The organism is Agrobacterium sp. MA01, assembly GCF_009650195.1.
Taxonomy (GTDB): Bacteria; Pseudomonadota; Alphaproteobacteria; order Rhizobiales; family Rhizobiaceae; genus Allorhizobium.
The window spans coordinates 88,105-114,212 of the sequence record NZ_CP045855.1 but is presented as its reverse complement, the minus strand read 5'-3'; the positions used below and the strand labels follow the sequence as shown (position 1 = coordinate 114,212).

At 58.0% G+C, this 26,108-nt stretch carries 25 protein-coding genes; 16 read left to right on the top strand and 9 right to left on the bottom strand.

What is annotated here, in order from left to right; translation table 11 throughout:
- Positions 1-70 precede the first annotated feature (70 nt).
- The 4 genes from GH983_RS22555 to repA all read right to left on the bottom strand — a co-directional run bounded on the left by GH983_RS22555 (position 71) and on the right by repA (position 6,933).
- Positions 71-1,981: a methyl-accepting chemotaxis protein gene (locus GH983_RS22555; RefSeq protein ID WP_153763744.1), complete on the bottom strand. Its 1,911-nt coding sequence runs from the start codon at positions 1,979-1,981 to the stop codon at positions 71-73.
- Positions 1,982-3,218: 1,237 nt separating this feature from the next.
- Complete coding sequence (gene repC / locus GH983_RS22550) at positions 3,219-4,457, bottom strand: plasmid replication protein RepC (RefSeq protein ID WP_097143216.1); 1,239 nt, start codon at positions 4,455-4,457, stop codon at positions 3,219-3,221.
- 152 nt (positions 4,458-4,609) lie between these two features.
- A complete protein-coding gene (gene repB, locus GH983_RS22545; protein WP_113426518.1) occupies positions 4,610-5,632 on the bottom strand; it encodes a plasmid partitioning protein RepB in 1,023 nt (340 codons plus the stop codon).
- Between the two features lie 92 nt (positions 5,633-5,724).
- Complete coding sequence (gene repA, locus GH983_RS22540) at positions 5,725-6,933, bottom strand: plasmid partitioning protein RepA (protein ID WP_064334277.1); 1,209 nt, start codon at positions 6,931-6,933, stop codon at positions 5,725-5,727.
- A 372-nt stretch (positions 6,934-7,305) separates the two neighbouring features.
- On the opposite strand from repA, the gene traI reads away from it, so the two are divergent.
- The 13 genes from traI (at position 7,306) to GH983_RS22475 (ending at position 18,348) form a co-directional block, all read left to right on the top strand.
- Positions 7,306-7,932 (top strand): acyl-homoserine-lactone synthase TraI, encoded by a 627-nt coding sequence (traI, locus tag GH983_RS22535; RefSeq protein WP_097143214.1) that lies wholly within the window; start codon positions 7,306-7,308, stop codon positions 7,930-7,932.
- Between the two features lie 2 nt (positions 7,933-7,934).
- Positions 7,935-8,906: a P-type conjugative transfer ATPase TrbB gene (gene trbB / locus GH983_RS22530; RefSeq protein WP_097143213.1), complete on the top strand. Its 972-nt coding sequence runs from the start codon at positions 7,935-7,937 to the stop codon at positions 8,904-8,906.
- A complete protein-coding gene (locus GH983_RS22525) occupies positions 8,896-9,273 on the top strand; it encodes a TrbC/VirB2 family protein (RefSeq protein WP_097143212.1) in 378 nt (125 codons plus the stop codon). Before trbB ends, GH983_RS22525 begins: the two co-directional genes overlap by 11 nt.
- Entirely contained in the window at positions 9,270-9,554 is a 285-nt protein-coding gene (locus GH983_RS22520) for a conjugal transfer protein TrbD (protein ID WP_113426515.1), read from the top strand. Before GH983_RS22525 ends, GH983_RS22520 begins: the two co-directional genes overlap by 4 nt.
- Before the next feature lie 9 nt (positions 9,555-9,563).
- The gene (locus tag GH983_RS22515; protein ID WP_153763743.1) at positions 9,564-12,020 is read left to right on the top strand and encodes a conjugal transfer protein TrbE; all 2,457 of its coding nucleotides are present in this window, start codon (positions 9,564-9,566) and stop codon (positions 12,018-12,020) included.
- Entirely contained in the window at positions 11,992-12,795 is an 804-nt protein-coding gene (gene trbJ, locus GH983_RS22510; RefSeq protein WP_113462197.1) for a P-type conjugative transfer protein TrbJ, read from the top strand. The genes GH983_RS22515 and trbJ overlap by 29 nt, the downstream gene beginning before the upstream one ends.
- A complete protein-coding gene (gene trbK / locus GH983_RS22505; protein ID WP_097143209.1) occupies positions 12,792-12,992 on the top strand; it encodes an entry exclusion protein TrbK in 201 nt (66 codons plus the stop codon). Before trbJ ends, trbK begins: the two co-directional genes overlap by 4 nt.
- A complete protein-coding gene (gene trbL, locus GH983_RS22500) occupies positions 12,986-14,164 on the top strand; it encodes a P-type conjugative transfer protein TrbL (protein ID WP_097143208.1) in 1,179 nt (392 codons plus the stop codon). Before trbK ends, trbL begins: the two co-directional genes overlap by 7 nt.
- Before the next feature lie 20 nt (positions 14,165-14,184).
- The gene (locus GH983_RS22495; protein ID WP_097143207.1) at positions 14,185-14,847 is read left to right on the top strand and encodes a conjugal transfer protein TrbF; all 663 of its coding nucleotides are present in this window, start codon (positions 14,185-14,187) and stop codon (positions 14,845-14,847) included.
- A 16-nt stretch (positions 14,848-14,863) separates the two neighbouring features.
- Positions 14,864-15,676 (top strand): P-type conjugative transfer protein TrbG, encoded by an 813-nt coding sequence (gene trbG, locus GH983_RS22490; RefSeq protein ID WP_097143206.1) that lies wholly within the window; start codon positions 14,864-14,866, stop codon positions 15,674-15,676.
- Positions 15,677-15,679: 3 nt separating this feature from the next.
- Complete coding sequence (trbH, locus tag GH983_RS22485; protein ID WP_097143205.1) at positions 15,680-16,117, top strand: conjugal transfer protein TrbH; 438 nt, start codon at positions 15,680-15,682, stop codon at positions 16,115-16,117.
- A 14-nt stretch (positions 16,118-16,131) separates the two neighbouring features.
- Positions 16,132-17,469 carry an IncP-type conjugal transfer protein TrbI gene (trbI, locus tag GH983_RS22480; protein WP_153763742.1) on the top strand — a complete coding sequence of 446 codons (1,338 nt, stop codon included), beginning with the start codon at positions 16,132-16,134 and terminating at the stop codon, positions 17,467-17,469.
- A gap of 177 nt (positions 17,470-17,646) precedes the next feature.
- A complete protein-coding gene (locus GH983_RS22475; protein WP_194842846.1) occupies positions 17,647-18,348 on the top strand; it encodes an autoinducer binding domain-containing protein in 702 nt (233 codons plus the stop codon).
- 1 nt (position 18,349) lies between these two features.
- On the opposite strand, the gene GH983_RS22470 is transcribed toward GH983_RS22475, so the two are convergent.
- Entirely contained in the window at positions 18,350-18,670 is a 321-nt protein-coding gene (locus tag GH983_RS22470; protein WP_097143202.1) for a transcriptional repressor TraM, read from the bottom strand.
- 139 nt (positions 18,671-18,809) lie between these two features.
- Between GH983_RS22470 and GH983_RS22465 the strand changes: the two genes are divergently transcribed.
- The 3 genes from GH983_RS22465 to GH983_RS22455 all read left to right on the top strand — a co-directional run bounded on the left by GH983_RS22465 (position 18,810) and on the right by GH983_RS22455 (position 20,155).
- Complete coding sequence (locus GH983_RS22465) at positions 18,810-19,028, top strand: helix-turn-helix domain-containing protein (protein ID WP_097143201.1); 219 nt, start codon at positions 18,810-18,812, stop codon at positions 19,026-19,028.
- Between the two features lie 121 nt (positions 19,029-19,149).
- Positions 19,150-19,773: a DUF433 domain-containing protein gene (locus GH983_RS22460; protein ID WP_153763740.1), complete on the top strand. Its 624-nt coding sequence runs from the start codon at positions 19,150-19,152 to the stop codon at positions 19,771-19,773.
- 4 nt (positions 19,774-19,777) lie between these two features.
- Positions 19,778-20,155 carry a DUF5615 family PIN-like protein gene (locus tag GH983_RS22455; protein WP_153763739.1) on the top strand — a complete coding sequence of 126 codons (378 nt, stop codon included), beginning with the start codon at positions 19,778-19,780 and terminating at the stop codon, positions 20,153-20,155.
- A 42-nt stretch (positions 20,156-20,197) separates the two neighbouring features.
- Here GH983_RS22455 and GH983_RS22450 read toward each other — a convergent pair whose 3' ends face one another.
- The 4 genes from GH983_RS22450 to traA are packed head-to-tail and all read right to left on the bottom strand — an operon-like array spanning position 20,198 to position 25,864.
- On the bottom strand, positions 20,198-20,803 hold the full coding sequence (locus tag GH983_RS22450; RefSeq protein WP_153763738.1) for a TraH family protein: 606 nt from the start codon (positions 20,801-20,803) through the stop codon (positions 20,198-20,200).
- A 15-nt stretch (positions 20,804-20,818) separates the two neighbouring features.
- A complete protein-coding gene (locus tag GH983_RS22445) occupies positions 20,819-21,991 on the bottom strand; it encodes a conjugal transfer protein TraB (protein ID WP_097143197.1) in 1,173 nt (390 codons plus the stop codon).
- The gene (gene traF / locus GH983_RS22440) at positions 21,981-22,547 is read right to left on the bottom strand and encodes a conjugative transfer signal peptidase TraF (RefSeq protein ID WP_097143196.1); all 567 of its coding nucleotides are present in this window, start codon (positions 22,545-22,547) and stop codon (positions 21,981-21,983) included. The genes GH983_RS22445 and traF overlap by 11 nt, the downstream gene beginning before the upstream one ends.
- Positions 22,544-25,864 (bottom strand): Ti-type conjugative transfer relaxase TraA, encoded by a 3,321-nt coding sequence (gene traA, locus GH983_RS22435; protein WP_153763737.1) that lies wholly within the window; start codon positions 25,862-25,864, stop codon positions 22,544-22,546. The genes traF and traA overlap by 4 nt, the downstream gene beginning before the upstream one ends.
- Between the last annotated feature and the right edge of the window lie 244 nt (positions 25,865-26,108).

The following is a 26,108-nucleotide window of genomic DNA, read 5'->3' as shown; positions in this document are numbered from 1 at the left end:
TGTACCTTCGCTGCCAGAATGCGGACGCGGACCAGATTGGCCTGGCCCGCGACCATTATGGATGGAGGATTCAAAAATCCTCCCAAGCCATGGATTCCACTGCGGCGTTGCCTCTGACGGCGGTGGCGACACGGTTTAACAGGCGACGAGCAGGTGATGTTGTTGCCGTGGAGCTGGATAAGGCTGCGGCTGGTGACGATCTCGTCTGCGTATTGCTGATCTCGAAGCGCTCAATGAGCTGAAACAGAGCATCCGCCTCCTTCGCCAGGGAGTGGCTGGCAGCCGTCGACTCCTCGACCATGGCTGCATTCTGCTGAGTGCCTTGGTCCATCGTATTGACTGCGGTGTTGATCTCTTTCAATCCGGTCGCCTGCTCCTTTGCACCTTCGACGATCGCGGTAACATTGACGCTGACGGCCTGGACCTGTGAGACAATGTGCTCAAGCGCCTTACCGGTCTCGGTCACGAGAAAAACACCGTTCTCAACCTGTTCACCTGATTTCGAGATAAGAGCCTTAATTTCCTTCGCTGCTGACGCCGAGCGCTGAGCCAGTTCTCGAACCTCTTGCGCGACGACGGCAAATCCCTTGCCTGCTTCTCCAGCACGTGCCGCCTCTACACCTGCATTCAAGGCAAGCAGATTGGTCTGGAATGCAATCTCGTCGATAACGCCGATGATATTCGATATCTCTCGAGAAGAAGACTCAATCTCCTGCATCGCAGAGACGGCACGACTGACGATTTCACCCGAACGCTCTGCAGACTGCCTGGTCTCCTGGACCTGCTTGCCAGCCTCTTCGGCGCGCCGACTGGAATCGGACACCGTAGTCGTAATCTGTTCAAGGGCTGCTGCGGTTTCTTCCACCGATGCTGCTTGCTGCTCCGTGCGTTTGGACAGGTCGTCTGCGGCTGCCCGGATCTGGTTTGAGCCGGCAGCAATGGCCTGTGCGTTCTGCCCCACTGTGCGCATGGCATCTTCCAACCGGGACACAGCATCATTGAAGTCGACACGGACCTGATCCAGCCGTTCCGCGAACACGGTCTCGATACGGTAGTTCAGCTTGCCATTAGAAAGCTGGCCGAGGGCATGACCAATGCTATCGACCGCAAACCGCACTTCGGCTGCTTCCTGAGCCTGTTGACGCTCTCGCTCAAGGCGCTCCCGCTCGCTGAGCGAACGATTGGCTTCAGCTTCCCGTTCGAGGCGAACGCGCTCCTGTGCATTGTCCCGGAACACGGCCACGGTAGAAGCCATCTTGCCGATCTCGTCTTTGCGGCCTTCTCCGTAGATCTCAACGTCAAGGTTGCCGCCGGCAAGTTCCGCCATGGCCTGAGTAATTGAATTTACTGGTTTCAGCACACCTCGCAGCACCGTCCAGATCGATAGACCGGCCACAACCGCTCCCATGGACGATAGCGCAACCATAAGTGCCGTCAGAGCCGCGCTCAACTTATTGCCGTCCGCCAGGTTCTGTTTGGAAACTTCGATCTGCAGGTCGATAAGCTTCGAGATGTCAGCACCGAGCGGGTCGATCGTTGGGTAGAGCTTCTTGTCGGCAAATTCGGCCAGGGTCGACAGATCACCAGACGCAAGAATTCGACGGAGTTCGTCAACGCCTTCATTCGCCTCGGTCCGGACCTGCGCGAAGTGATCAACAATCTGACGCTCCTCAGTCGTCAATTCGGTCGCGAGGTAAGCCTTCCAGTGATCTTCAATCGTCAAAAGAGCTTCATCGACACTCTTTAGGCCTTCTTCGGGAGACATCGCTCCAGATCGAACCTTATGCGCGGTATCGACGATGGAAACTGCATATCCATCGCCGATCCGTTTCAGTTGCTCCATAGGAATGACGCGGTCGGAAACAATTGAGTTAGCAATCTCTCCTTCTGCTCGCATCGCGTAGAAGCTGAAGCCGGAGATGATGATAAGCGCTGCCGTCAGCAGCGAGATGCATGCAAGTAGCTTGACCCTGATGGTCATGATGTACCCTTCCCCAATCGACCAAAAGCCCCCTTGGCCTGCTGCATCCGGTCATCTCGAGCGTCCGCTCTTTCCTAAGGGTCGGGCCCCGGAACCGCATGCCTTGGTCGGCACCTACAAAATTTAGGGGGTATCTGTTTACGATTTGCTAATTCGGATCGAGCTTATGCAAAATTATTGGGCATATGCCTCTGGACTTGGCATTGATCAAATTGGTGTGCTCGCTGAAATTTGATGAAAAGCTTAGTCGAGTCGAGACTGGCAAGTAGCTGGTCGGACGATGGGTTCGGAGATCCACCACCCAAGTAGCAGCGCAACCGCCTCGAGCTGCTTGTTCCGGCCGAAGTCGGGAATGCGGGAGACAGCTGATCGGAAGTGATACCGATCTCGGCGCTATCGTTCGGTTGGCGCAATTGACGAAATGGTCGGGCACACTTCGCTACGGAAACCGCTGCCCCGTGAGCATCGCCACCAGCTGGAACCTGTTCCGAATTCCGCTCTGATATAGGCTGATCAGAACTTTGGCGCCCTCTTGCGCCTGCGGCGATGCTTGAGAGACGCCGCGCAGTTCGCATACCCGCGCGAAAGCTTTCTCCAGTAGTGCCAGATCGTCAGGTGTCAGAGCTGAATTCAGGTTTTTGGCAACGTCGTGGATCATCCGCGCGAATTAATAGCTCCTGCGCTCCTTTCAAGCCCTTTGATCTCATCATGCTGATGGCTCCCGATTGTCGTTGCACTGCCGTCGCGTCAGGCAAAGCCCGGCTGTCCTTAGGGACTGTGATGGTTGAGAAAGCTGCTGCCTCTAGCAATCGCCTTCAACTCTTCCTCACTGCGAAAGCCCGACTTGAAGAGAGCGACCAGCTCCTTAGCCAGACCAAGCTCTTCATCCGCATTTGCGTCGCCAGATTGGTCTCGAAACAGGTCGGCGAGCACACTTCGTAACAATGCTAACCCTTGAGGGCCTATCTCCTGTTCATCGTCGAAATAGTCGGCGACTCATTGCAGGTACTTTAGGGTATACCTACTGAGACAGTCTCCGTGAGACGCAAATCAGTGTATCATTTGGCTCGGTTTTCAATTTTTGGGACAGCATCCGGGGCAGGTCTAGAAGCTATTGAGACGTTTTTGGTGCGCTTTGATTCCTAGCAAATCAAGAAACCGTGGAACGAATGTTGAATGAAAAGCGGCACGACTGCCGTACGACTATGCCCCCTGCCCGTTGCGCCGTTAAAACCCCTCACCCCGTTTTCCGATCGCCGTCCACATTGGCGCGCATCAACGACATCAGCATTGGTCCGAGCCCGAACTCCCCTGCCCTCGCTCGACGCGTGAGATCGCGGAGATATCCACCTGCCGAATTGATATGCCCTGCCCTCTCCAGGATTGCAGCCATAGCAACCGCCGCGTTCTCCGGCCCCATCACCTCACACGCTTCCTCATAAGCCGACGGGCTAACACCAAGCATTGATCGAACCACTACCGCGGCCCCCATCAGTTCGCGCCAATGGGAGATCGTCCCGCCAGGCCCGTAATCCAAAATCTGCGGGCAGGCTTTCAGGACCATCGACAGCGGGAACGCCTTCATCTGTTCCGGCTTTGCCGACAGCTGAGCAACCTCTTTGGGTGCCACTTCCAGCTCGACGGCTCCGCCCTGCTCTTTTCCAGAGCTAGGTTCAAGTTCATAGATGGATTCGGGTTTTGAATTCTGTATGTGGCAGCCATTTTGAACAGCATTGCCGCCCATATTTTGAGAATCTAACTGATTTTTCAGAAGGTTGAGGATTTCGGTGCGCAAAAGCTGCATCTCGTCGAGGATTGCGTCCACCTGGTGACGATCAGGATTGCGGGGAAGTCGGCTGACAATGCCGACATACATGTCTTCGATGGCTTCCCAGTCGCCGTCAGCCCCCTCCTCCATCGCGGCGGAGATCAGCTTGCGCACATCGCGCCGGCAGATAGTCAGGGCCTCTTTGGCTCGCCTGAACTGCAGGCGTTCGGCAGCGACTTCCTGTGCCAGAACCGCAAGTTCCGCAGCACGAGCCAAAAGTGGAGAAAGATCGAACCCAAAGGCTTGCTCGATATCGCCACTCTTGTCCCGGTGAGCGTAACGCTTTCCGTTCGGACTATCCTTGCGCTGGATGAGCCCGGCTTCGACCAAGGCAGCCAAATGCCGCCGCAAGGTCGTTCCGGTTATGCCGTGCGCTCTGACAGACAGCTGAGCATTGGACGGAAAGACCACCAATCCACTATCGCAGTTGAGCTCGCTCTCTGGATAAAACGTCAGCAATGCGTCCAGCACAGTCAGCGCCCTGTCCTGGAGGCCAAGGCGTTCACGGGCCTCACAAGCGTCGCGAAACACTTTCCATTTTTCGACCTGGCGGCTTGGTTTCGTCTCGGACGTCTGGAGCTGCCTCTTTACAAGAGCAAGCACAGCCGGCCGCCGCCCAAAGGGCGTCGTCACATTTCTAGTCTGCATATTCCTTCGCCTTTCTTCAGGCAAAAGAAATCCGCTCACCAAAACGATGCCAAAGACTCTTGACTGCGATTCATGAAAATGCGATTCTCAGGCTGCTTAGACCAATGAGAGAGGCTTCCATGACGGCAACGTTTGGGGGCCTTTTTCTTTTGCTATCTCCCTTCAGTCTCTTTGCTCGGAGATTGAGTTTGGTTTTTGAAACTCGAATAGAGTTCCGGAAGCTGTTGCATCACGAATGATGCGAAATCCTCATCACGAGTTCGATCAAGCTGAATTTTGCAAGATTTGCCAGAAACGGCCAGTCTTGCGATCTCAGTGCCATCGGAGAGTTTCGCGACCAATGTGCGATTTGTCGGCGCCGAGCTTGCCTCATTCTTCGCCTTCGCGGCACGAAGGACGACCGCAAATCGCTCATCGCTGTCCTTATGCCGAAAAGTGGCGTGCTCGATGGCTTTCCGGATTTTTGTTTCCGCACCTGTTTCCTTCAACAGTTCGGCCAGCTCCTGCCATCTTGGACGACCAATCTTTGGAGCTCGACCGATCGCCGTGACTATCCACTGCGGAACGGCCCGGGCCACCGTTACAAGCTTCGAGGCTTCCTGGCGGTCAACAGAGAGTGCTGTCTGAATTAGAGTCCGTTGGAAACCTCCGTCTTCAAGCCTTAAAGCAAACGTTGCACGTTCAATGAATGTCAGATCTTCACGGGCTGAATTCTCGACGCCTTGTGCAACAATGAGCCGATCATCGTCCAGCTCCCGGACGTAGGCTTTAACTTTGAGACCAAGATCCGAGGCCGCTTTTGCTCGCCGATGGCCATAGGCAATTTGATAACGACCGGGAGAGGTTGGATGAACTCGGACAAGGATCGGGATTTCCTGACCATGCTCCTGAAAAGACGTTTTCAGCGCCTCGACGGCCGCCAGATCCTGGTCAGCGAATCTGTCAGCAAAAGGGGAGGGGTCAAGCAATTCGGTATCAAGCTCGACAGGAACCGCGCCGCTTGAAACCTGACGCTTCAGCTCTTCGTAGTCCCTTTCGACCTCGGAGAATGTATCCTTCAATGAGCGAACTGCTCCGGATGCGACCCTCTCAACAGGAGGCCTGAGACCCTCTGCGGAAGCGGAGCCAGATTCCGCTGCGAAAAGAGATCGGATCGATTGTGTGCGTTTACTCATCTTATCCTCTCGGGGCCATCAATCCAGACGCCGTCTTCTGTAGTCAGCTGACAACAGCTTAAGTCGTTGAAAAATAATGAGTCGAACTAGATTCACCGCTGCCATACCTGGTTCAGGAGCCCAACGACTTCTTCGTTTACTGCGTTGATTGACTCCATGGCTCGATCATATGTGGACCGGCCAACTGCACCTCTAGTCAGCTCGTAGAGCGACTGTTTTGTAAGCCCAGCATTGGCAATGGCAGTCGACTTCCATGCGGTCGCAGACATCACGTCGGCACCAAATACGTCTCGCATCAAACCAACAATTTCTTGCTCTGGAACGTCGCGAGGATCATGCCGCGTGACCAGGAAGCGAAGGAAGTCGTAATCTAGGCGACCTCCGGCTTCCTCGATCACGGAGACCAGGTCGGAGGTCATCAACAAGAACTGACTCATGGAGGCGACATCAACCATCTGGGGATGCACGGTGACGATCATGCCAGTGGCGGCATTCAAGGCGCCCATGGTAAGGAAACCCAATTGCGGTGGGCAATCGACGACGACAACGTCAAAGTCGTCCTCCACCTGAGCGATAGCCCCTGCCACGCGACGGAAGAAGAGATCCTCCGCTTTCCCCCTATTCTGCAGCATGAATCTTGGAGTCTGATGCTCGAACTCCATCAGTTCCAGGTTGCCGGGCACAATGCTAATCCCTGTGAAATAGGTCGGACGGACTACGTCCTTCATCAGTACTCGTTCTTCATCGTACCGGATGGCACCGTACAAGGTGGTGTTCTCGGCGACGTCAAACTCTGGCTGATAACCAAACATCGCTGAGAGGGATGCCTGCGGATCCAAGTCGATCGCGAGAACCCGGTAACCCTGAAGAGCGAGCCCCTGTGCGAGGTAGACAGAAGTAGTCGTTTTGGCTGACCCACCCTTGAAGTTTGCGACCGTGATCACCTGCAACTTTTCACCGCTGCGCCGCTGCGGGAAGAATCTTACAGCTTCCTTGGGCCGGGCAGTGGCGAGATAGCGCCTGAGTTCATTGATCTGTTCAAGAGAGTAAGATCGGCGCCCGCCGTTACCCAAATCCGGTGTTGGCCCCAACCCGTCAATCGACAGCTGTCGAAGATAGCCGTCAGACACGCCAACAATCTCTGCAACTTCCCCGGAGGTAAATGATCGCAGGGACTTCTGTGCCGTTGGTGGGAATGCGCGCTCTCCTACGGCTCGGAGCCTCGCTGAAAGCGCTTCAGCGCGCTGAGTAATGTTGGCTGAAGTTGATGGTTTTCCGATGTTGCGATCGATCACGTTCACTTTTGCCTCTATCCTCAGACGGTTTTTTAGCGTCAGACGCGCTATTTCCGTCTCAAGGATAAGTCACGATTCCCGTTGGTCTGCAAGAGAAATAGGGTTAACAAAACCTTAACAGCTCAGGAGGGAGCTCACACGCAGATCGTTCGGCTCAGCCATTCCGCTTTGCGACCAATAGCTTAGCGGATTCTGCGACTTCGCGGTCAGAGCGTCTTACTAACACTTTTGTTAGTCACTGAGGCATCCCGCCGAACTCGAAACGATAGGCTCGCAGCCGACTGAGCTAGAATCAGCAGCTGACACTTTTGGCAGTAGATCAAAGCTGGATGGCCCGGCAAAGCTCCTCGCACCGTCAGAGCAGGGGAGATTTGCCCGATGCGCATCGTTGGGATCAGTAATCCAGAGACCGAAGCAGAACACCGCCTCACTCACGACATGCACCGTCTTCGCGCCCGCATCTTCCGCGGCAGACTGGCCTGGAACGTCCGTTGCACATCCGGCCTCGAGATAGACAGCTTCGATGAGCTAAAGCCGACGTACATCCTATGCATTGACCGTTCCGATGCTGTGATTGGCTGTGCGCGGCTCCTGCCCGCCACGAGCGGCACGATGTTGGAGAGGGTATTTCCACAGCTTCTAGAATCGGCTCATCTGCGAGTTCATGCCCGCATGATCGAAAGTTCTAGATTTTGTGTGGATACCGAAGCCGCTGGAAGGCAACAGCAGTCGGGCCTTCACACTGCAACGCTCGCGATGTTCGCCGGTATCGTCGAGTGGAGCATACTTAATGGTTACTCCGAGATCCTCACCGCAACGGACGTCCGGTTGGAGCGTATCCTTCGTCGCGCCGGCTGGCCGCTCAAGCGCCTAGGCTCACCCATTCAAATCAATGAGACGCGAAGTATCGCCGGAAGCCTTCCAGCAGATTGGGTGAGCTTCGATCGCCTTCGCCCCGGCACCTATTCATCAAACTTCTCAACCCTCAAAAAGGAAGCGGCCTGATCATGCTCGGCACACAAAACCGCTCACTTCCCCGCCTCGTCAGCAAACTGCAGAACGCGCTGGGAGACCATCTTTGCATAGCTCTCGAAGACCCTGGTGTCGTTGAGATCATGCTGAATCCTGACGGTCGGCTGTTCATCGAAAGGCTTGGTCACGGGATCGCCGCAGCAGGAGAGATGACACGGTCTGCGGCAGAAACCGTCATCGGCAGCGTCGCTCATGTTCTCAACTCCGAGGTCGATGATGATCGCCCGATCGTTTCAGGCGAACTGCCAATCGGCGGGCATCGCTTTGAAGGACTACTGCCTCCCGTCGTTTCAGGCCCGTCGTTCACCATCCGCCGTCGTGCGTCGCGTCTCATACCGCTCGACGACTATGTGTCCAGTAAGGTGATGACCGCGAAGCATGCCGACGTCATTCGAAGCGCAATTGCTTCGAAGCTCAACATCCTGGTTGCCGGCGGCACGGGTTCCGGCAAGACCACGCTGACAAACGCGATCATCGCCGAGATCGTTGCAAGTTCCCCCGATGACCGCTTGGTCATTTTGGAAGACACCGCTGAGATTCAATGTGCCGCGCACAACGCAGTCAGCCTGCACACCAGCGACGCCGTCGATATGTCGCGTCTCTTGAGAAGCACGATGCGCTTGAGACCAGATCGTATCATCGTCGGCGAGGTTCGCGATGGCGCAGCACTGACTATGCTCAAGGCCTGGAACACGGGACACCCCGGCGGAGTCGCAACAATCCATGCAAACAGCGCACGATCAGCGTTGCAGCGCTTAGAACAGCTAACAGCCGAGGCAAGTCATCAACCGATGCAGGCAGTCATCGGAGATGCGGTCGATCTCATCATTTCTATCGAACGAACGGCCAAAGGACGCCAGGTCAATGAGATCCTTCATGTGACCCGCTTTGCCGGGGGGCAGTACCTAACTGAAGCTTATGCCGAGGAAAGCCGCGATGCAGCTTGAAAAGTCAGCCCCCACCATTGCGGCTATCGCTATCGCAGCAATCGCCGTTGCATCACCGACTTTTGCCAGTTCAGGAGGAAGCCTTCCGTGGGAAGGACCGCTTGAGCAGATCCAGGAGTCCATCACTGGTCCGGTTGCGGGGTATATCGCACTTGCCGCAGTCGCAATCGCCGGAGGTATGCTGATTTTCGGTGGCGAGCTCAACGACTTCGCTCGCAGACTGGTCTATGTCGTCCTGGTCGCCGGAATCTTGCTTGGTGCCACGACGATCGTCGGCCTCTTCGGCGCCACCGGTGCGTCAATCGGCCTACCGAAAGAGCAGGTCACGCAGGTCATTTTGGACAGAGCGGGGGAGGGGGCTACGTGAGCCTCCGCCGCAATCGCATTCATCGCGCACTGTCTCGACCAAACCTCCTGATGGGTGCCGACCGTGAGCTGGTGCTGATCACCGGGCTTGCGGCCGTGATCCTAATCTTCGTGGTGCTGACGGTCTATTCGGCGCTCTTTGGCGTGGCCGTCTGGATCGTCATCGTCGGACTACTTCGAATGATGGCCAAGTCTGACCCGCTGATGCGGCAGGTCTATGCCCGTCACATTTCCTACAAATCCCACTACCGGCCGACGGCCGCGCCGTGGCGCAAGTACTAGAGCTGTCCAATGGCTGCCCTCAAACATTTCCGCGCAACAGGTCCCTCGTTCGCTGATCTGGTTCCCTATGCCGGCCTAGTCGACAACGGCGTCCTGCTTCTGAAGGACGGCAGCCTGATGGCTGGCTGGTACTTCGCGGGTCCGGACTCCGAAAGCGCCACCGACCTCGAACGCAACGAGCTTTCTCGGCAGATCAATGCGATCCTGTCGCGTCTCGGGACCGGGTGGATGATCCAGGTCGAGGCCATCCGAGTGCCAACGGTCGACTACCCCACGCCTGACCAGTGCCATTTTCCCGATCCTGTCACTCGCGCGATCGATTTGGAGCGGAGAGCCCACTTCAGGCGTGAGCAGGGGCATTTCGAGAGCAAGCATGCGATCATTCTCACCTACCGGCCGCTCGAGTCGAAGAAGACCGCGTTAGCCAAATACATCTACTCGGACGAGGAGAGCCGGAAGAAATCCTATGCAGACACAGTGCTATCAGTTTTTCGAAACGCGATCCGGGAAATAGAACAGTATCTGGCCAACACCCTGTCGATCGCCCGCATGCAGACCCGCGAAGTTCGCGAGAGGGGAGGGGAGCGGGTCGCGCGCTATGACGACCTCCTGCAGTTCGTTCGCTTTTGTATCACGGGGGAGAGCCATCCGGTCCGGCTGCCGGAAGTCCCGATGTATCTCGACTGGCTGGCAACGGCTGAGCTGGAGCACGGCCTGACGCCAAAGGTAGAGAACCGGTTCCTCGCGGTTGTCGCCATAGATGGCCTGCCTGCCGAGAGCTGGCCCGGCATCCTCAACAATCTCGACTTGATGCCGCTTACCTACCGCTGGTCGTCGCGCTTCATCTTCCTTGATGCGGAAGACGCACGCCAGAAGCTCGAACGCACGCGGAAGAAATGGCAGCAGAAGGTTCGCCCATTCTTCGATCAGCTTTTCCAGACGCAGAGCAGATCGGCGGATCAGGATGCCATGACCATGGTCGCCGAGACCGAAGACGCCATCGCTCAGGCTTCGTCCCAGCTGGTTGCATACGGCTACTATACACCGGTCGTGATCCTGTTCGATGAAGAACGCGACGCCCTGCAGGAAAAGGCGGAGGCTATCCGCCGGCTGGTCCAGGCCGAGGGGTTCGGAGCACGTGTCGAGACCTTGAACGCGACAGATGCGTTTCTCGGGAGCCTGCCGGGGAACTGGTACGCCAATATCCGTGAGCCGCTGATCAACACGAGCAACCTAGCGGATCTCATTCCATTGAACTCGGTATGGTCGGGAAATCCGGTGGCGCCGTGCCCGTTCTACCCACCGAACTCGCCGCCGCTGATGCAGGTGGCTTCGGGCTCAACCCCGTTCCGACTGAACCTGCATGTCGACGATGTCGGCCACACCCTGATCTTCGGACCAACAGGTTCGGGTAAATCGACCCTGCTCGCCTTAATCGCTGCGCAGTTCCGCCGCTATGATTGTGCCCAGATTTTTGCCTTCGACAAGGGCAACTCGCTCCTGCCCCTGACGCTTGCTGCCGGCGGCGATCACTACGAGATTGGCAACGACCAAAAGGGGGAGGAGAGAGCGCTGGCATTCTGCCCGCTCTTCGATCTTTCGACAGATGGCGATCGAGCATGGGCGACCGAGTGGATCGAAACGCTTGTCGCCCTGCAGGGCGTTACCATCACGCCGGACCACCGTAATGCAATCTCTCGCCAGATCGGGCTGATGGCGACAGCACCCGGAAAGTCGCTATCGGACTTCGTCAGCGGCGTGCAGATGCGCGAAATCAAGGATGCACTCCATCACTATACGGTCGATGGCCCGATGGGTCAGCTTCTAGACGCTGAAGAGGATGGCCTGACGCTTCGAGCGTTTCAGTGCTTCGAGATCGAGCAGCTCATGAACTTGGGCGAGCGTAATCTGGTGCCCGTCCTCACCTATCTCTTCCACCGGATCGAGAAGCGGCTCGACGGCTCACCTAGTCTTATTCTCCTCGACGAGGCTTGGCTGATGCTCGGCCATCCCGTGTTTCGCGACAAGATCCGGGAATGGCTGAAGGTTCTCCGCAAAGCCAATTGCGCGGTCGTTCTGGCGACGCAATCCATCTCCGACGCTGAGCGCTCCGGCATCATCGACGTGCTGAAGGAATCCTGCCCGACCAAGATCTGCCTCCCGAACGGCGCCGCACGCGAGCCGGGGACCCGGGAATTCTACGAACGGATTGGCTTCAACGAGCGTCAGATCGAGATCGTTTCGGGTGCCATCCCCAAGCGCGAATACTACGTCGCCACGCCAGACGGACGGCGGCTCTTCGACATGTCGCTCGGGCCAGTGGCGCTGAGCTTTGTGGGCGCATCGGGAAAGGAAGACCTGAAGCGCATCAGAGCGCTGAAGGCGGAACACGGCCAGGAATGGCCGACCCATTGGCTTGAATCGAGAGGAGTTCACGATGCCACGTCGCACCTCAACGTCCGGTAACTGGATCGTCGCAACGATGACTGCGGCAATCGCGCTGTCGCCGATTGTTTCCGCCCATGCAGGGTCAGCAACGGGCGCTGCCACCGAATGGACGCAGCTCGCCAACAATGCGCAGCTCATCGACCTTCTCAAAAGCTCCGGCCTGCAGGTCGACAATCAGTTGACCCAGATCACGCAACTTGCCGAGCAAATCCAGAACCAGCTGAAGATCTATGAGAACATGCTGCAGAACACGGCGCAGCTCCCTGATCATATCTGGGGCCAGGTCGAAAGCGATCTCAACCGTCTGCGCAGCATTGTTGATCAAGGGCAGAGCATCTCTTTCTCGATGGGCAATGCCGACGACGTCCTTCAGCAGCGGTTCAATAGCTATGCGGATCTGAAAACCAACCTGCCGAACGCCGAGTCTTTCTCGAACACCTACCAATCCTGGTCGGACACGAACAGGGACACGATCGGAAGCACTCTGAAGGCAGCCAGTCTGACAGCGGATCAGTTCGATACCGAGGAGGGCACGATGAGTTCGCTGCGATCGATGTCGGAGTCGGCCGACGGCCAAATGAAGGCCCTCCAGGTCGGACACCAGATTGCCGCCCAGCAGGTTTCCCAAATGCAGAAGCTGCGTGGTCTTGTCTCGCAGCAAATGACGATGATGGGGACATGGCTCCAGACCGAGCAGACGGACAAGGACCTCGCACAGGCCCGGCGTGAGAAATTCTTCAATGCCGACGTTACCACGATCCCGAGTGGCCAGAAGATGGAGCCACGCTGGTGAGCCGCCCGGTCCTCGTCATGGTGCTGGTCATGGTCGCTGCGGCGGCTTCCGCCACCACTTTTTATTTCGTCCAGGCAAACGCCCCGGCATCACCCGAGATGAGCGAAGAGCAACGGATCACCCGTGAGAAATTTTTCGGCACATCCAAGGAGCTGCCCCCGATCGAAAAAAGTCAGGAGATGCGGCCACGATGGTAAAGCGAAATCTTGAGCGAGCCTTCGTGCTCGGCGGCATAGCCTGCCTGGTCCTCGCCACCCCAGCGTTCGCGCAGCAAGGACAGGTCCTGACAGAGCTTGAAAACCAGGTCTCTGCTGCCGCGAAGGGGTGGGAGACCACCATAATGGACGCGGCAAGGTCGCTATTCTGGATCCTTGCGGGGATCGAGGTCGGCATCGCCGCCGTCTGGCTCGCCATACAAGCCGCGTCGCTTGATAGCTGGTTCGCTGAACTCGTCAGACGGATCATGTTTATAGGCTTCTTCGCGTTCGTTCTAACCCAGGGACCAACGCTTGCGAGGGACGTCGTCAACAGCCTCTATCAGATCGGCGCTGGCGGCGGATCGGCTTCGCCGGCCGAAGTGTTCGATGCCGGTATACGGGTGGCTTCGCAGATGTCCGAGCAGGCGAAGTTCGGGGTGTTCGAGGACAATGCGCTTGCGATCGCCGCCGTCCTGGCGATGGGGGTTGTGGTGATTTGCTTCTCGCTCGTGGCCGCAATCTTCGTCGCGGTGATGGTCGAGATGTATGTCGGACTACTCGCCGGCATGATCATGCTCGGCTTGGGCGGCTCGTCCTTCACCAAGGATTTTGCCGTCCGTTATCTGGTCTATGCCTTCGGCGTCGGTATGAAGCTCATGGCCTTGGTCATGATCGCTAAAATTGGCTCGGAAGTGCTCCTCGGACTGGCACAAGCACCGACGGCGGAAACGGACCAGTTTATCACCACATTGGCGATCGCTGGCATCTCGGTCGTGGTCTTCATTATCGCGATGTACGTACCCAACATCATCCAGGGCGTCGTTCAAGGTGCATCCGTCACGGGCGGCATGGAAACCATTCGTCACGGCGGCCAGACGACATCATTTGCTCTCGGCACAGCATCGCTTGCCGCAGGTGCAGTGGGCGCAGGCGCTGCAGCAGCCCAATCCGCGCGGGCTGCGGGATCATCTGTGGCAGGTGCCACACTTCGCGGCATGAGTGCTGGCATCGGATCGGCAGGAAGGGCTGCAAGCTCCGCCGTGAAAGAAAAGGCGATCGGTTCGCCCGGCGCCTATGCCGGTTCGATCATGGGGCTCGCCAACGCCAAGCTCGATCAGGCTCGCACAGGGCATAGCAGCCCGACACCACCTCCCGAACGACACAACACCTAATCATCAGGAAGGCAAAAGCGATGGCAGCAAATCAGCCGCCCGACAGCCCTTACCTTGCCGCCCGGCAGGAATGGACGGAACGATATGGATCCTATGTCCAGGCCGCACGCGCATGGAGGATCGTCGGCATTCTTGGGCTATCGATGGCCGTGATTGGCTTCACCTATGCCATGTATCTCAGCACGCAGGTCAAGCTGGTGCCCTACATCGTCGAAGTCGATAAACTCGGCACGTCGGTGACAGCAGGCTTCCCGCAGCAGATCGAGTACGCCGATGCCCGGGTCGTTCGCGCAACGCTCGGCAACTTCATCACAAGCCTGAAATCGATCACGCCGGATGCCGTGGTGCAGAAGCAATACATCGACCGGACCTACGCGCTGCTCAGGACATCCGATCCTTCCACCCAGAAGATCAATGCCTGGTTCCGCGGCAACTCGCCGTTCGAAAAGGCGAAGACATCGACCGTCGCCATCGAGGTCAACAACATCGTAGCGCTGTCCAACCAGACCTATCAGATCGACTGGACCGAATATGAGCGCGATCGCAAGGGCAAGGAGACCGGCACGAGGCGGTTCCGCGGCATCGCGACGGTCGCGCTCACCGCTCCACAGGACGAGGCGATCATCCGCCTCAACCCGATCGGTCTTTATGTCCAGGACTTCGACTGGACTGCACAGCTTTAAGGGCAGGGGAATTGACATGCACAGAACAGGATTGATCGCGGCCGTCGGCTGCATGGTGGGACTCGTCCTCGCGGATTGCGCGGCCGCACAGAGCATGACGTCGAACGAGGTGAAGGGGACCAACCTCTCGCGGAAGTGGCGGGGGACGCCGGGTCTAGTCACGACGGGACCTGATGGCAAAGTGATCTTTCTGTTCGGCGAAACCCAGCCCTCGGTTGTGTGCTCGCCGCTTCAGGTTTGTGACATCGAGCTGCAGGGTGGCGAGATCGTCCGAGACGTGCTTGTCGGTGACACGGTCCGCTGGAAGGTAGAACCGGCGACGTCTGGAGCAACCGGTGGACAGGCGATCCACCTGATCGTCAAGCCGTCCGAGGCCGGCCTCGTCACGTCAATGGTCGTCACGACCTCTCGACGAACCTACCATATCCAGCTTAAATCCCATCCCAGCCAGTATATGGCGCGGATCGGCTTCGAGTATCCAGAAGATGTGTCGACCAAGCTGGCTGACATCAATGCCCGGCTCGAGACTGGCGGCACTCCCGGAACTGCTCCAGATAAGCTGAACTTCGCCTATTCGGTTAGCGGCGGAGCCTCATGGCGGCCGAAGCGCGTCTATTCCGATGGCGTCAAAACCTACATCCAGTTTCCACGGTCCATCTCTGGGCAGGACGCTCCGGTGCTATTCGTCGTCAGCGGCGGCCAGAACCGCATCGTCAACTACCGCATGAAGAACGACGTGATGATCGTCGACTACGCCGTCGACAAGGCTGTGCTCGTCTCTGGGGTCGGCTGGCGCCAGCAAAAGATCACGATCCGGCGCGGAGGTTGACCCATGAACAAGACCATCGTCGCCATCATCATCACCGCCGTTCTTTCTGGTTGCCAGACTGCGGATGAGACGCTGCCCACAAGTTCTACGCCGATTTCTGTCACAGGGAGCACCGCAAGCGTAATCGCCGGCGATATGGCAAGCCGGCTTGCCGAACAGCTTGGACCTGCCGGCACCACGACGCTCAAAATGGAAAAAGATACCTCCGAATACGCCGCCGCTCTTGAGGCCGCGCTAAAGGGATGGGGGTACGCGGTCGTTACCGATAAGAAAGTCAGTAAAGATCAGAAGCCTGTCGAGTTTGCGTGGTCGATCGACAGTTTCGATGGTCAGATACTGGCGCAAGTCAGCACACCAACCGTTGCGCTTGGTCGGGTCTATACGACGACCTCATCAGGCGCGACACCCGCCAGTCCGCTTTCGGTCATGCAGCGAAACTGAGGGAAGGCGAGACCATGGTTCAATCGCTCCAACTCGGCACGGCGGGTAATTCTGATGATCAACAGAGCATGCGACGCCTCAATCGCCTGCCAATCATCGTCGCTATCGTCATCATTGTTCTGTTTTTCGGCGTGGTCATCATCGGCCTTTCGTGGCGTGGCCTTTCCTTCAACCGGGGAAACGAGCTCGACACAGTTACCACCGCTCCCGCCACCTCATTTGGCGATCAGCTGAAGCGTGGCGTGTCTGACGGGATTATCGGCGAGCCGGAGCAACGGGAAGTGTTCCAGCCGACACCTGTCGTCATCGAGCGTGAGCGCATGAGAGTGCCGGTGGCGGATCGTCAAGAAGTCACCCGAACGGAACACAGAACGCAACTTGAGCCCGAGGCCGAGTGGAGAGCGCGGCTGAAACGCGAACAAGATGAGCAAATACTCCGTGAGGCGCAGCGTCAGCGTATGGCAAGCATTCAGGCTCGCGCAACAGCGCTAGACTCCCCGCTCAAGGTAGATGTGTCCGAGGTGCAGAAAAGCTCGTCGGAAACTACAATCGATGCCCGTCAACCGTTCAATTCCGCGACGAACAGCGCATCCGATCTCTACAGCGCCGCAATGAAGTCCGGACTACTCGGACAGAACGCCGATCAAAACGGCCAGACCTCAAAGGAAGACTTCTTCAACCAGGACATCAAGGATCTTGGCTATCTGCCAAACCAGGTGGTCCCGCAGCTCTCGCGCTTTGAGCTGAAGCGTGGATCTGTCATCCCTGCGACCATGATCACGGGCCTGAACTCCGACCTTCCGGGACGGATCTCGGCGCAGGTTAGCCAGAATGTCTATGACAGTGCCACGGGCTACCGGCTGCTCATCCCGCAGGGGGCGAAACTCTTTGGGCGGTACGATTCCAAGGTATCGTTCGGGCAGGAGCGAGTGTTGGTCGTCTGGACGGACCTCATATTCCCGAATGGATCTACACTTCAGATCGGCGGCATGGCCGGCACGGATGCCGAGGGCTATGGCGGCTTCAAGGACAAGGTCGATCGCCACCTCTGGCGTACGTTTGGCTCTGCCGCGCTCATTGCCATCATCGGCACAGGCATCGACATTTCGATCCCTGAAAACTCGACGCTCGCGACGCAGGATACCGCGTCCGACGCCGCCCGTCGGAATTTTGCCGAGAGCTTCGGCCGAGTGGCCGAGCAAAGCATCTCAAAAAATCTGAATGTCCAGCCGACGGTCAGGATACGGCCGGGCTACAAATTCAACGTGTTGGTAGACCAGGACATCGTCTTTCCAGCCGCGTATCGCGACCAGCCGACCAATCCTGCCCTGCAAATGCCACATACAGATTGAATCGTTATGGGCTAATACAATCTTGCATGGCTAAAAACTATCATTTAATCGTCAACTTTAAAGCCGCATGCTCCGGTGCGGCGACTTGACTCGGAGCTACCGCGCCCTCAGCCAAGGGCATCCCTAGATGACTGCAACTGTGCTGCAGTCAGACCCTCAGTCGAAGGAGGCTGTGAATTGAATCAGTGGTTTGAGCACTTGACCGAACAGGTTGCCCTGGCGCACGACGAAGCAGCAGTGAGGGCCACCCTGGAAAAGCTCAGTCAGGAAGCGGGTTTTGGCGCCTATGCGTATCTGAGCCTTCAGGCAGAAACCCACACGGCAATCTCAAACTATGACATTGAGTGGCAGCAGCGATATCTCGAAAGAGCATATGCATCGATTGATCCAGTCGTGCGAAACGCCCGCGACAAGTTTGAGGCCTTCGCGTGGTCCAATGAAGCATCACTGCGAATGAGCAAGGAGCGCAGGGCCTTCTACGGAGAGGCCGGTGAGTTCGGAATCCGCTCAGGGATTACCATTCCGATCAAGGCGGGCTTCGGGCGTATGGCGATGCTTACACTTGCCTCAGCAGATGCGGACTTCGCCCAAGGACAACAGCTGAACCCGGTCCTTGCGGCTTCGGCAGTCGCGCAACTGCATGCGAGGCTCGAAGGCATGGGAGCGAAGCCAACCTTTCGAACGCCAATTCGATTGAAGTCGGATGAGTTGACTTGCTTGCGATGGTCCGCCGAGGGTAAATCGATGCGTGCGATCGCGATCATCGAGAACACCACCTATGCCAATGTCGCCTTCTTCATTCGCAATGCCAAGGCTGCATTGGGTGCGACGACCTTGCCGCAGGCGACAGCCATGGCCACAAAGTTCGGCCTTATCTGAATTAGTGTCCCTTTGATCTCGGCATGTCTGGAATATAGCCCAGAATGTCGAGAAGCGTGGACACGACCGTCTGCTGGGCATGCACCGCAATCATCGCCTGGATGTAGTCTTCGCTCGCCTCTCTCACCGTGTCTGAGTCGGCTGCAGCATCGACTTTCGCTTCGAGCATGACTGCGTCGTTGCGCAAGCGGCGATGTTTCTCAATCTCCCGCACAACATGGCGTTCGATCTCTTCAGGCGGTTGATCACTCATTAAACCGATGAGTGGACGCAATATGAGTTTGTTATCAGACACAGGCCCGTCTGCATTTGCTTTGAACATGATCGATCCAGTTACTGCCCATATGCGGTCGGTGTAAACCGTCTTAAAAATCTGACGTGCGGCGGGGCAAGCCGATATAGAAATCAGTTACATACTATAGTTGATAAACTTAAAGTATGTAAACGGTGATCTTCCGCGCATGGATATGCGCAAGCTGGTCGGCCGAAATTTCGCCCGCCTTCGTCGGGAAAAAGGTCTGACGCAGGAGGATGTCGAAGCGCGCTCAGGCTTCAGCCAGCAGTATCTGAGCGGTCTCGAAAGAGGGAAGCGAAACCCCTCCATCGTCACACTTTATGAAATCGCCCAGGCCCTCGGGGTCAGCCACGTCGAACTGGTCACGCCCGACCAAGAAGACTGAATTTTGAAAATTGTCTTATTAGCCCGAACTGCTGGGATTCTCTCGGCCCGTACGAAGAATGGAAGTCCCACTTCACAACGCACGATAAAGTCTCTATACCTTCTCCATAAGGAGAATAATTATGGCTCAGATGTCGCGTGCCTATACACCAGCGGAAGCGGCTGCCGTCAGCGAAATCGCCGTAAAATCGGTACACAACGCTATCGACAAGCGGATCATCGCACGACGGCGTTCCGAAGAGGAGGGTAGGGCACTCTCTGACGACGACTTGCTGCGTCTCAAGCTGTGGTACGGGGTCGGCTCGATCTTGTCCGCCGAGCGCCGCCAGCGGCTTTTCGACACGATTGACCAGAATCCGGACGCCGATACTGTACGGGCAGATGACTATCTGATCGTCGATGTTGCCCGCGCCCGCGAACAGCTTGCTGCGCGTGCGGAGGCACTTCGGGAAGCTGAGCGGGCGATTGAATCCGTGAAGGGTGTCCTTGGCGGCGAACCTGTTTTCAACAAGACCCGCGTCCCTGTCAGGACAATTGCCGCAATGAAGGCCCAGGGTGCGACCACCGAGGAGATCGTCGAGGGCTATCCGGCGCTTACTGCGCGGATGGTTGAACTCGCGGAGATCTGGACGGCCGCTCACCCTGCAAGGGGTCGACCTCGCAAGCTTTCCGACCTTGGCGCAACCGTGAAGTCCTCAAAGCGGCTCTCACTCTCGAAGGCTGCCAACAGGCCGTCCGGCAGCTGATACCGTGAAGTTCCTGATTGATGAATGCCTGCACACCTCGCTCGTGGCTGTTGCCAACGAGAATGGCCACGACGGCTACCACGTAAACTGGCTTGGCCTGAGCGGCGAAAAAGACTGGGATCTGATGCCACGCATCGTCGCGGAAGATTACACCTTCGTGACGAACAACGCGCGTGATTTTCGGAAGCTCTACGGCAATGAAGAGATCCACGCCGGATTGATCATCATCGTGCCTCAAGTCGTTCCAGCGCTACAGCGAGACCTGTTCGAACTCATCCTGCAGGAGATCGCCGGCGGCGGCGAGCTTCTCAATGAAGTGATCGAGATCAGCATCGAAGACGACGAGGCGCTCCTCACCCGCTACTCTCTCCCGACGACCTGAGGCAAAAGCGGTCAGGCCCTAGGCCGGCGCTCGGACTAAGCACTATTTCTGGCCGCCGATCCTCGTCAGATCGATACGAATGCCGGCATCGTCAGGCTTCGACGGCTCATCTTTCTCCTGGGGCGTGGCGTCGGCATCTGGAGCCTCTTCTGCATCATCGCCATCCTCTGATTTTTGCACCACCGCGCCACCGGGATCCTCCGCCTGAAACACGCTCTCACCCTCGAACTTGCCGGTCTTCCAGGCGTGTACCGCGTCATCGACGAGCTGCGGGAACACCTCCTCGCTCGTTGGATTTCCATACCACTTCGCAACGATACGAAGGATCTTGGCGAACATCGCCGTTCCTACACGCAGGTTGGCGCAGGGGTCTAGGAGATCGGCCTTCAATTCGGACGCGTCTTTCAGGCCAATGCCAGCCGGGATCTGGGTGAGGCCGACTCGTACGATAGAGCCGCCAATGTTTTCGCGAACGATTTCGATCGCCTCCTTAGGCGTTTTAGGTTTGGGAATGAGGATCAGTCGGCCGCCGGATCTGACTGAGATCGCAAGCGGATCCTCCGAGCCGACGGCCTGCACGAACTGCTCGACGATATCAGGCTTCAACGATGGGTCGGCACATTCCTTGATTAGCGCAGCATCCAGCATACAAACTCCAAAACCTTAAGTGTTGAACGAGATGATGAGAGGAAGATCGAATAGGCGTGCCCAGGCCGTGCTGCTCGCCTTCTGAATGTCGATGATTGACGTCCCCACAGTCCACCAGCCGTTACCGACTGCGACGATGGTATCGGGCCGGTGGAACGCCGATTGTAACACCGGCCAGACAAGGAGCTGCTCGTAGCAGATCAGCGGCGCGACTCTTGCAGTGCCGACTTCGACGACGGGGTTGGCGAAGAAATGCGCCCGTGCGGCGTCTTCGCTACCAGTGCCATTACCCATCCAGCTCCGCCACGGCTGCCACATCGATCCAGGGACAGGCATTCGCTCCCGGTAGAGAACCTCCGCCCTCTGAGCGGACATCGTCACCAGCACATTGTCGTAGCCTCGCTCCTCGATGAGTGCCGCGCCGGCGATGACCGTTATGTCCGTCCCGCTGAGAGCGCGTTGCCAGACGCGAGCAACCGTCGGCGTCCAGAAGCCAACAGCGCTCTCCGGAAATACAATCGTTGAGCCGACGGGTTGGGCGCGAGCAACATCGATCAGGTCCTGTTGCCGCTGGAGGCCAGCCTCGCGTCCGAGAGATGCACCCATTTCCAGATCGACACCGGTCCACTCCGCAGGTAGAATCGGCGTCGTCCACTCGGCGGCGGACCAGAGCCATAGGCCTGCAAAGGCCGTGGCTGCAGCCGGCCCACAAGGCGTCACCATGACGGCCAGGCCGGCTGCCATCACTGCCAGACCCCACCATTCCCACCCTGGAAACAGAACGCCGGCAGCCGTGATCGGATGCGCCCATCCCACAATGCCGAATGGTGGAACCGCCATGGCGATACAAGCAGCCATGTATCGGAACGGCTTCCGCCATCCCTTACGATTCGTCCAGAGCACAGAATGGACCGTGACAAACGCGGAAGAGGCGACAAGCCAGAGCAAAAGTCCGGGCCAGATGTCCTGACCATAAAAATTCGCCACCCCCTGCGGCAAACCACGCGATGCCGCGAGGAAGTAGGCAACGGAGACAGCCACCGCCTGCAGGCGCGTTCGTGCCAAAGACCAGAGCAGCGGGAAGGCGACGGCGACCGGAAGAAGGAGCACATGACCGCTCCAACCGATCCATCCGGCGTTCATTGATAATGCGACGAGGACACAAGTTCGGAAGAGCTCACGGCGCATAGGTCCAGACCTCCTGCGCCAGTCCGAGGATCCCCTCTATCGGCAGAGGACCGAAATATCGGCTATCAAACGCCCCGGGAAATTCGGAATGGAGAAAGACCGTGCCAGGCGGAACAAAACCACCGTGGTAGTGCACCATCTCCCGCCCCTGGCCGTCAGTCCGTGCAACGCGCGAGTGAGGGAGCGGACGACCATCGACGCGGACATTGTCGTGGATTTCGATCTCCTGCCCAGACTCCGCAACAACGGTCTTGATCAATGGCGCGACGCGGCCGGCGCAAAGCCCGAAGCGCAAATATCCACGCGCGCGCGCTTCACGCATCTCGTCGGTGGCGGGTGGGCAGATAAAGATCAGATCGCCAACAAGGACCGGACGATCGGGCTCGACGATCCGCCACAGGCCCAGCGGTTCGCTCGGCGTCAGATTGACCCTGAAGCCCTGACCTCCGAGCAGCACAATGAGGCCAAGTGTGAACAGGCTGACGCTGCTGATCCGATAGAACCAGACGAGCCGCTTCGTGCGCAAGAGCTCTTTAGATCGATGGCGCTTCTTCATTTGAGAGAGAGCCCCTGGGATCTCGTCTGGCGCAATGCTTCCGCCTGCTTGAGCGCCGTCACGCTGCGCTCATGGGTGGACAGCTGCTGCACCGTCCGCATCGTATTCCAGGCCTGTTGCACTTCGCTCCTCTGCGCAGTGTTCATGCCAGACGTCACCCGCAGGAACGCCTCGCCATTGGGGTCCTTCGCGGCAAGGGGCAAGAACGTCCTCTCTCCAAAACGTTCGGTAACCGCCTTCGCGAAACCTTCGAGTTCGGCCTTCACCATTTTGTCGGCGAGCGTGTATTCAAGACCCGAAGGCAGGTCGTTGCGGTCGATGGCATCACGCACACGCTCAAGCACGCTTTTCGCATTGGACGAGAGAGCGGGGATATCCAGCGCAACCCGCCGACGCACCGCCAGCTCCTCGGCATGATTTCGCCGCTCGGCATCGCCACGCTGGCGGAGATAATCGCTGATGCTGTCGGCGAGCGGCGTCACATTTTTAAGCGCCCGGTCCCGGTCGACCTTGTCAGCGCGGCTCGCGAGCAGACCCGTCTTGCCCTTGAGGGCGCCGAAGGTTTCAGGCTCGCTGGCAATCTTGGTGATCGTCTTCGCCGCGGCCGCCTGGTCGCGCAACATCGCGTCAACATCGACGGCTTTGAAGGCGCTTTCCGGCTGTGCGTAAACGTGATGGAAGCGCATCGAGACTTCCTCCCACTGCCGCTTAAGCGCCGGATCGGCCGCCAGCTTATCCTCGACTGCCTGATCGATCGATTTAGGATAAGTGGTGATACCGGCCACCATGGGCTTGGTCTCCTTTGCAGCAGTGGGAACTGTGTTGGCTATCGACGTTGCGAAACCGAGCTTGGCGCCGATGGCCGCGAGCCTACCGGCAAGATCGAGGAGCTTTTGCTTCTGCTGGACCGTCCATTCGAGACGGTCACGAGCGACGGTCCTGGCAACGTTGATGATGTGAAGGCCGTGCGCTTCCGCAAAGCGGAGTGCCTGCCGGTAGGTGCTACCGCCGGCATAATCGAGCGTCGTTTCCTTGGAATTCCTGCGCGACAGGATCTCGACCAGACCGCCTGCCTTGGCGAAGGATCGGCGGCCGTAATAGACGCCGAGATCCTCGCGGTGGCGGGTCATCGCGACATAGGTGAGGTGACGATCAAGGGACAGCGACGCCAGCACATTGACCCGGTCGACAGTGGCGCCCTGGCTCTTGTGCACCGTGGTTGCGTAGCCGTGGTCAATATTGTTGTAGAAGCTCTGTTCGACCGTGACATGCCGTTGATGTTCACCCTCGCCAATCACGGCCACGAGGCGACCCGGTGTGGCTTCCAGCACCTTGCCCAGCATGCCGTTCTTGACGCCGATTGAACCCTCGTTCTTCAGGAAGACAATCTGGTCGCCGGCTGCAAAGTTGCGGTTGCCATCGGCGGTTTTGAATACAAGTCCCTGCTCGATGATGCCGCGCTCGATCAGTTTCATGCGCGCCAGCTCATTCAGCATGCGGACGTCACGGCGCAGGTGCGCCAAGATCAATGTGGACTTGGCGGGATCGTAATCGCGGTTCCAGTCAGCGATGAGGTTGGTGACCGCATCGGCCTTCAGCTCTAAGCCAATCATTTTGCCGTTCGACTGATAGGCTGCGAGGGCTTTGCCAACATGGCCGCGCGCGAGATCGAGCGATGCGTCGCGCATCCATTGCTCTCGCTGGCGATAGATTGTTTCGAGTTCGGCATAGCCGATGCGATCGGCAATAGCGCGGAAGGCGGCGCCCGCTTCGATCGGTTGAAGCTGCTCCGGATCGCCGACAAGCACGAGCTTGGCGCCGGCTTTGGTGACAGCTTCGACGAATGTCGCCATTTGCCGCGACGACACCATGCCAGCCTCGTCCAGAACGAAAACCGTCTTGTGGTCGAGTTGCCCGCGACCCTGATCCCAGCGGAGTTCCCAGGACGACAGGGTACGGGAGACGATGCCCGCTTCCTTCTCCAGACCTTCAGCCGCCTTGCCGGCAAGCGCACCACCGACGACACGGTAGCCGGCCGCTTCCCAGGCCTCACGCGCCGCCTTCATCATCGTGGTCTTGCCAGCACCTGCGCGGCCTATCACAGCGGCGATCCGCTCAACACCAACGACATGTTCGATGGCGACTTTTTGCTCATCAGAAAGCCGTTCATGGTGCGCGAAGGTCCTCTCGAGCACCGTTTTCCCGACGCCATGCGAAGACCGCTGCGATAGCCAGGTCGCGCGGTTCGCCATCTCAGACTCGAGCCGGATCAGCTCCCGTGTGGTGTACTTTGTCGGCGCCCGAACCCCGGTCGCAAAGTCCACTCGCTCGCGATCAAGCCGAAGGGTCTCAGGCAATTGCAGGATGCGCGCCATCAGGCTCTGGAAGAGGCCCACATCGTCGATATAGCGATGTAGGACCTTGGCGACATCGCGTTCGTCGAAGACACTCTTTTCCCGCGTGATCAGGTCGAGAACAATCGCTGGATTGCGCTGGATCCGTTGGGCGTTCTCTGCTCGCCGCTCCTCCTGCAGCTCCAGCCGTTCGAGCGCAGCCTTCTCTTCCGCAGGTCCATTCCCACTGGCTGCTTTCCTCTCGATCGCCTTCGTGCCAACGCCAAGATGGATCGTCGGCGTCAGCTCGATGCCCTGCTTCTCGAAGGACCGCCCATCGATCCTGATATCGAGACCGGCAAGTGCCAGATGCCGGTTCTGGCAGGCAAACCAGCCGTCGCGAAACGCGTTGAAATCATCAAGCCCACCGGCCCAAAGCTCATAGACGATTTTGCCGCTGTTATTGCGCAGCGCTTTGCCGTCAGGTCCCGTCACCGCCACCTTTTTCGAACCGAACCCGTCTTCGGTCAGCGGCCGCAAAGTGGTCATCAGATGGATATGCGGATTGCCTGGTGCATCGTGAAAGACCCAGTCGGCCACCATGCCCTCGGCCGTTATGTGTCTCGCCACGAAATCCCGCACGAGCTCGATGTTCTGCTCGACAGACAGCTCGATCGGCAGGGCGATGGTGACATCCTTTGCAAGCTGCGCATCAGACCGTCTCTCAAACTCCTCAACCTTGTTCCAGAACGCTTCCGACGCTCCCGAGACAGACCGATCGGCAATCATCGATTGCAGCCATTGAGGCGCATCGGGGGAAATGACAAACTCCTCGTGCAGCAGGCCATGCTTGCGGGTGTAGTCGATAGTCCGGGCTTCCCGCTCATAGTCCATCTTGGCGCAGTGCCGGTACGCCGCCGACAGCACGGCACTGCGACCGGAGCCGCGTGCAACGATGCTGACTGAAAAATGCGGGACGGCCATGACGAGCAAACTCCTTCGTTCGAACAAAATCAATGTGTTCGTCAGGAGCCGGAAGGCACCGCGAGGGGGCAAAAGCAGAGCGTCGCATCAGCGACGTATAATTGCGCCCTTCGGATCCGTCCTTACGAACGGACGGGATGATGCTCAAAAGCGTAGGCTCCGCCTACTCGCATTTCTGTCAGTAGATCGGCACGCCGATCTGAACGACTCTGGCCGCGTCAACCACGTCATGCAGGCAACAGGG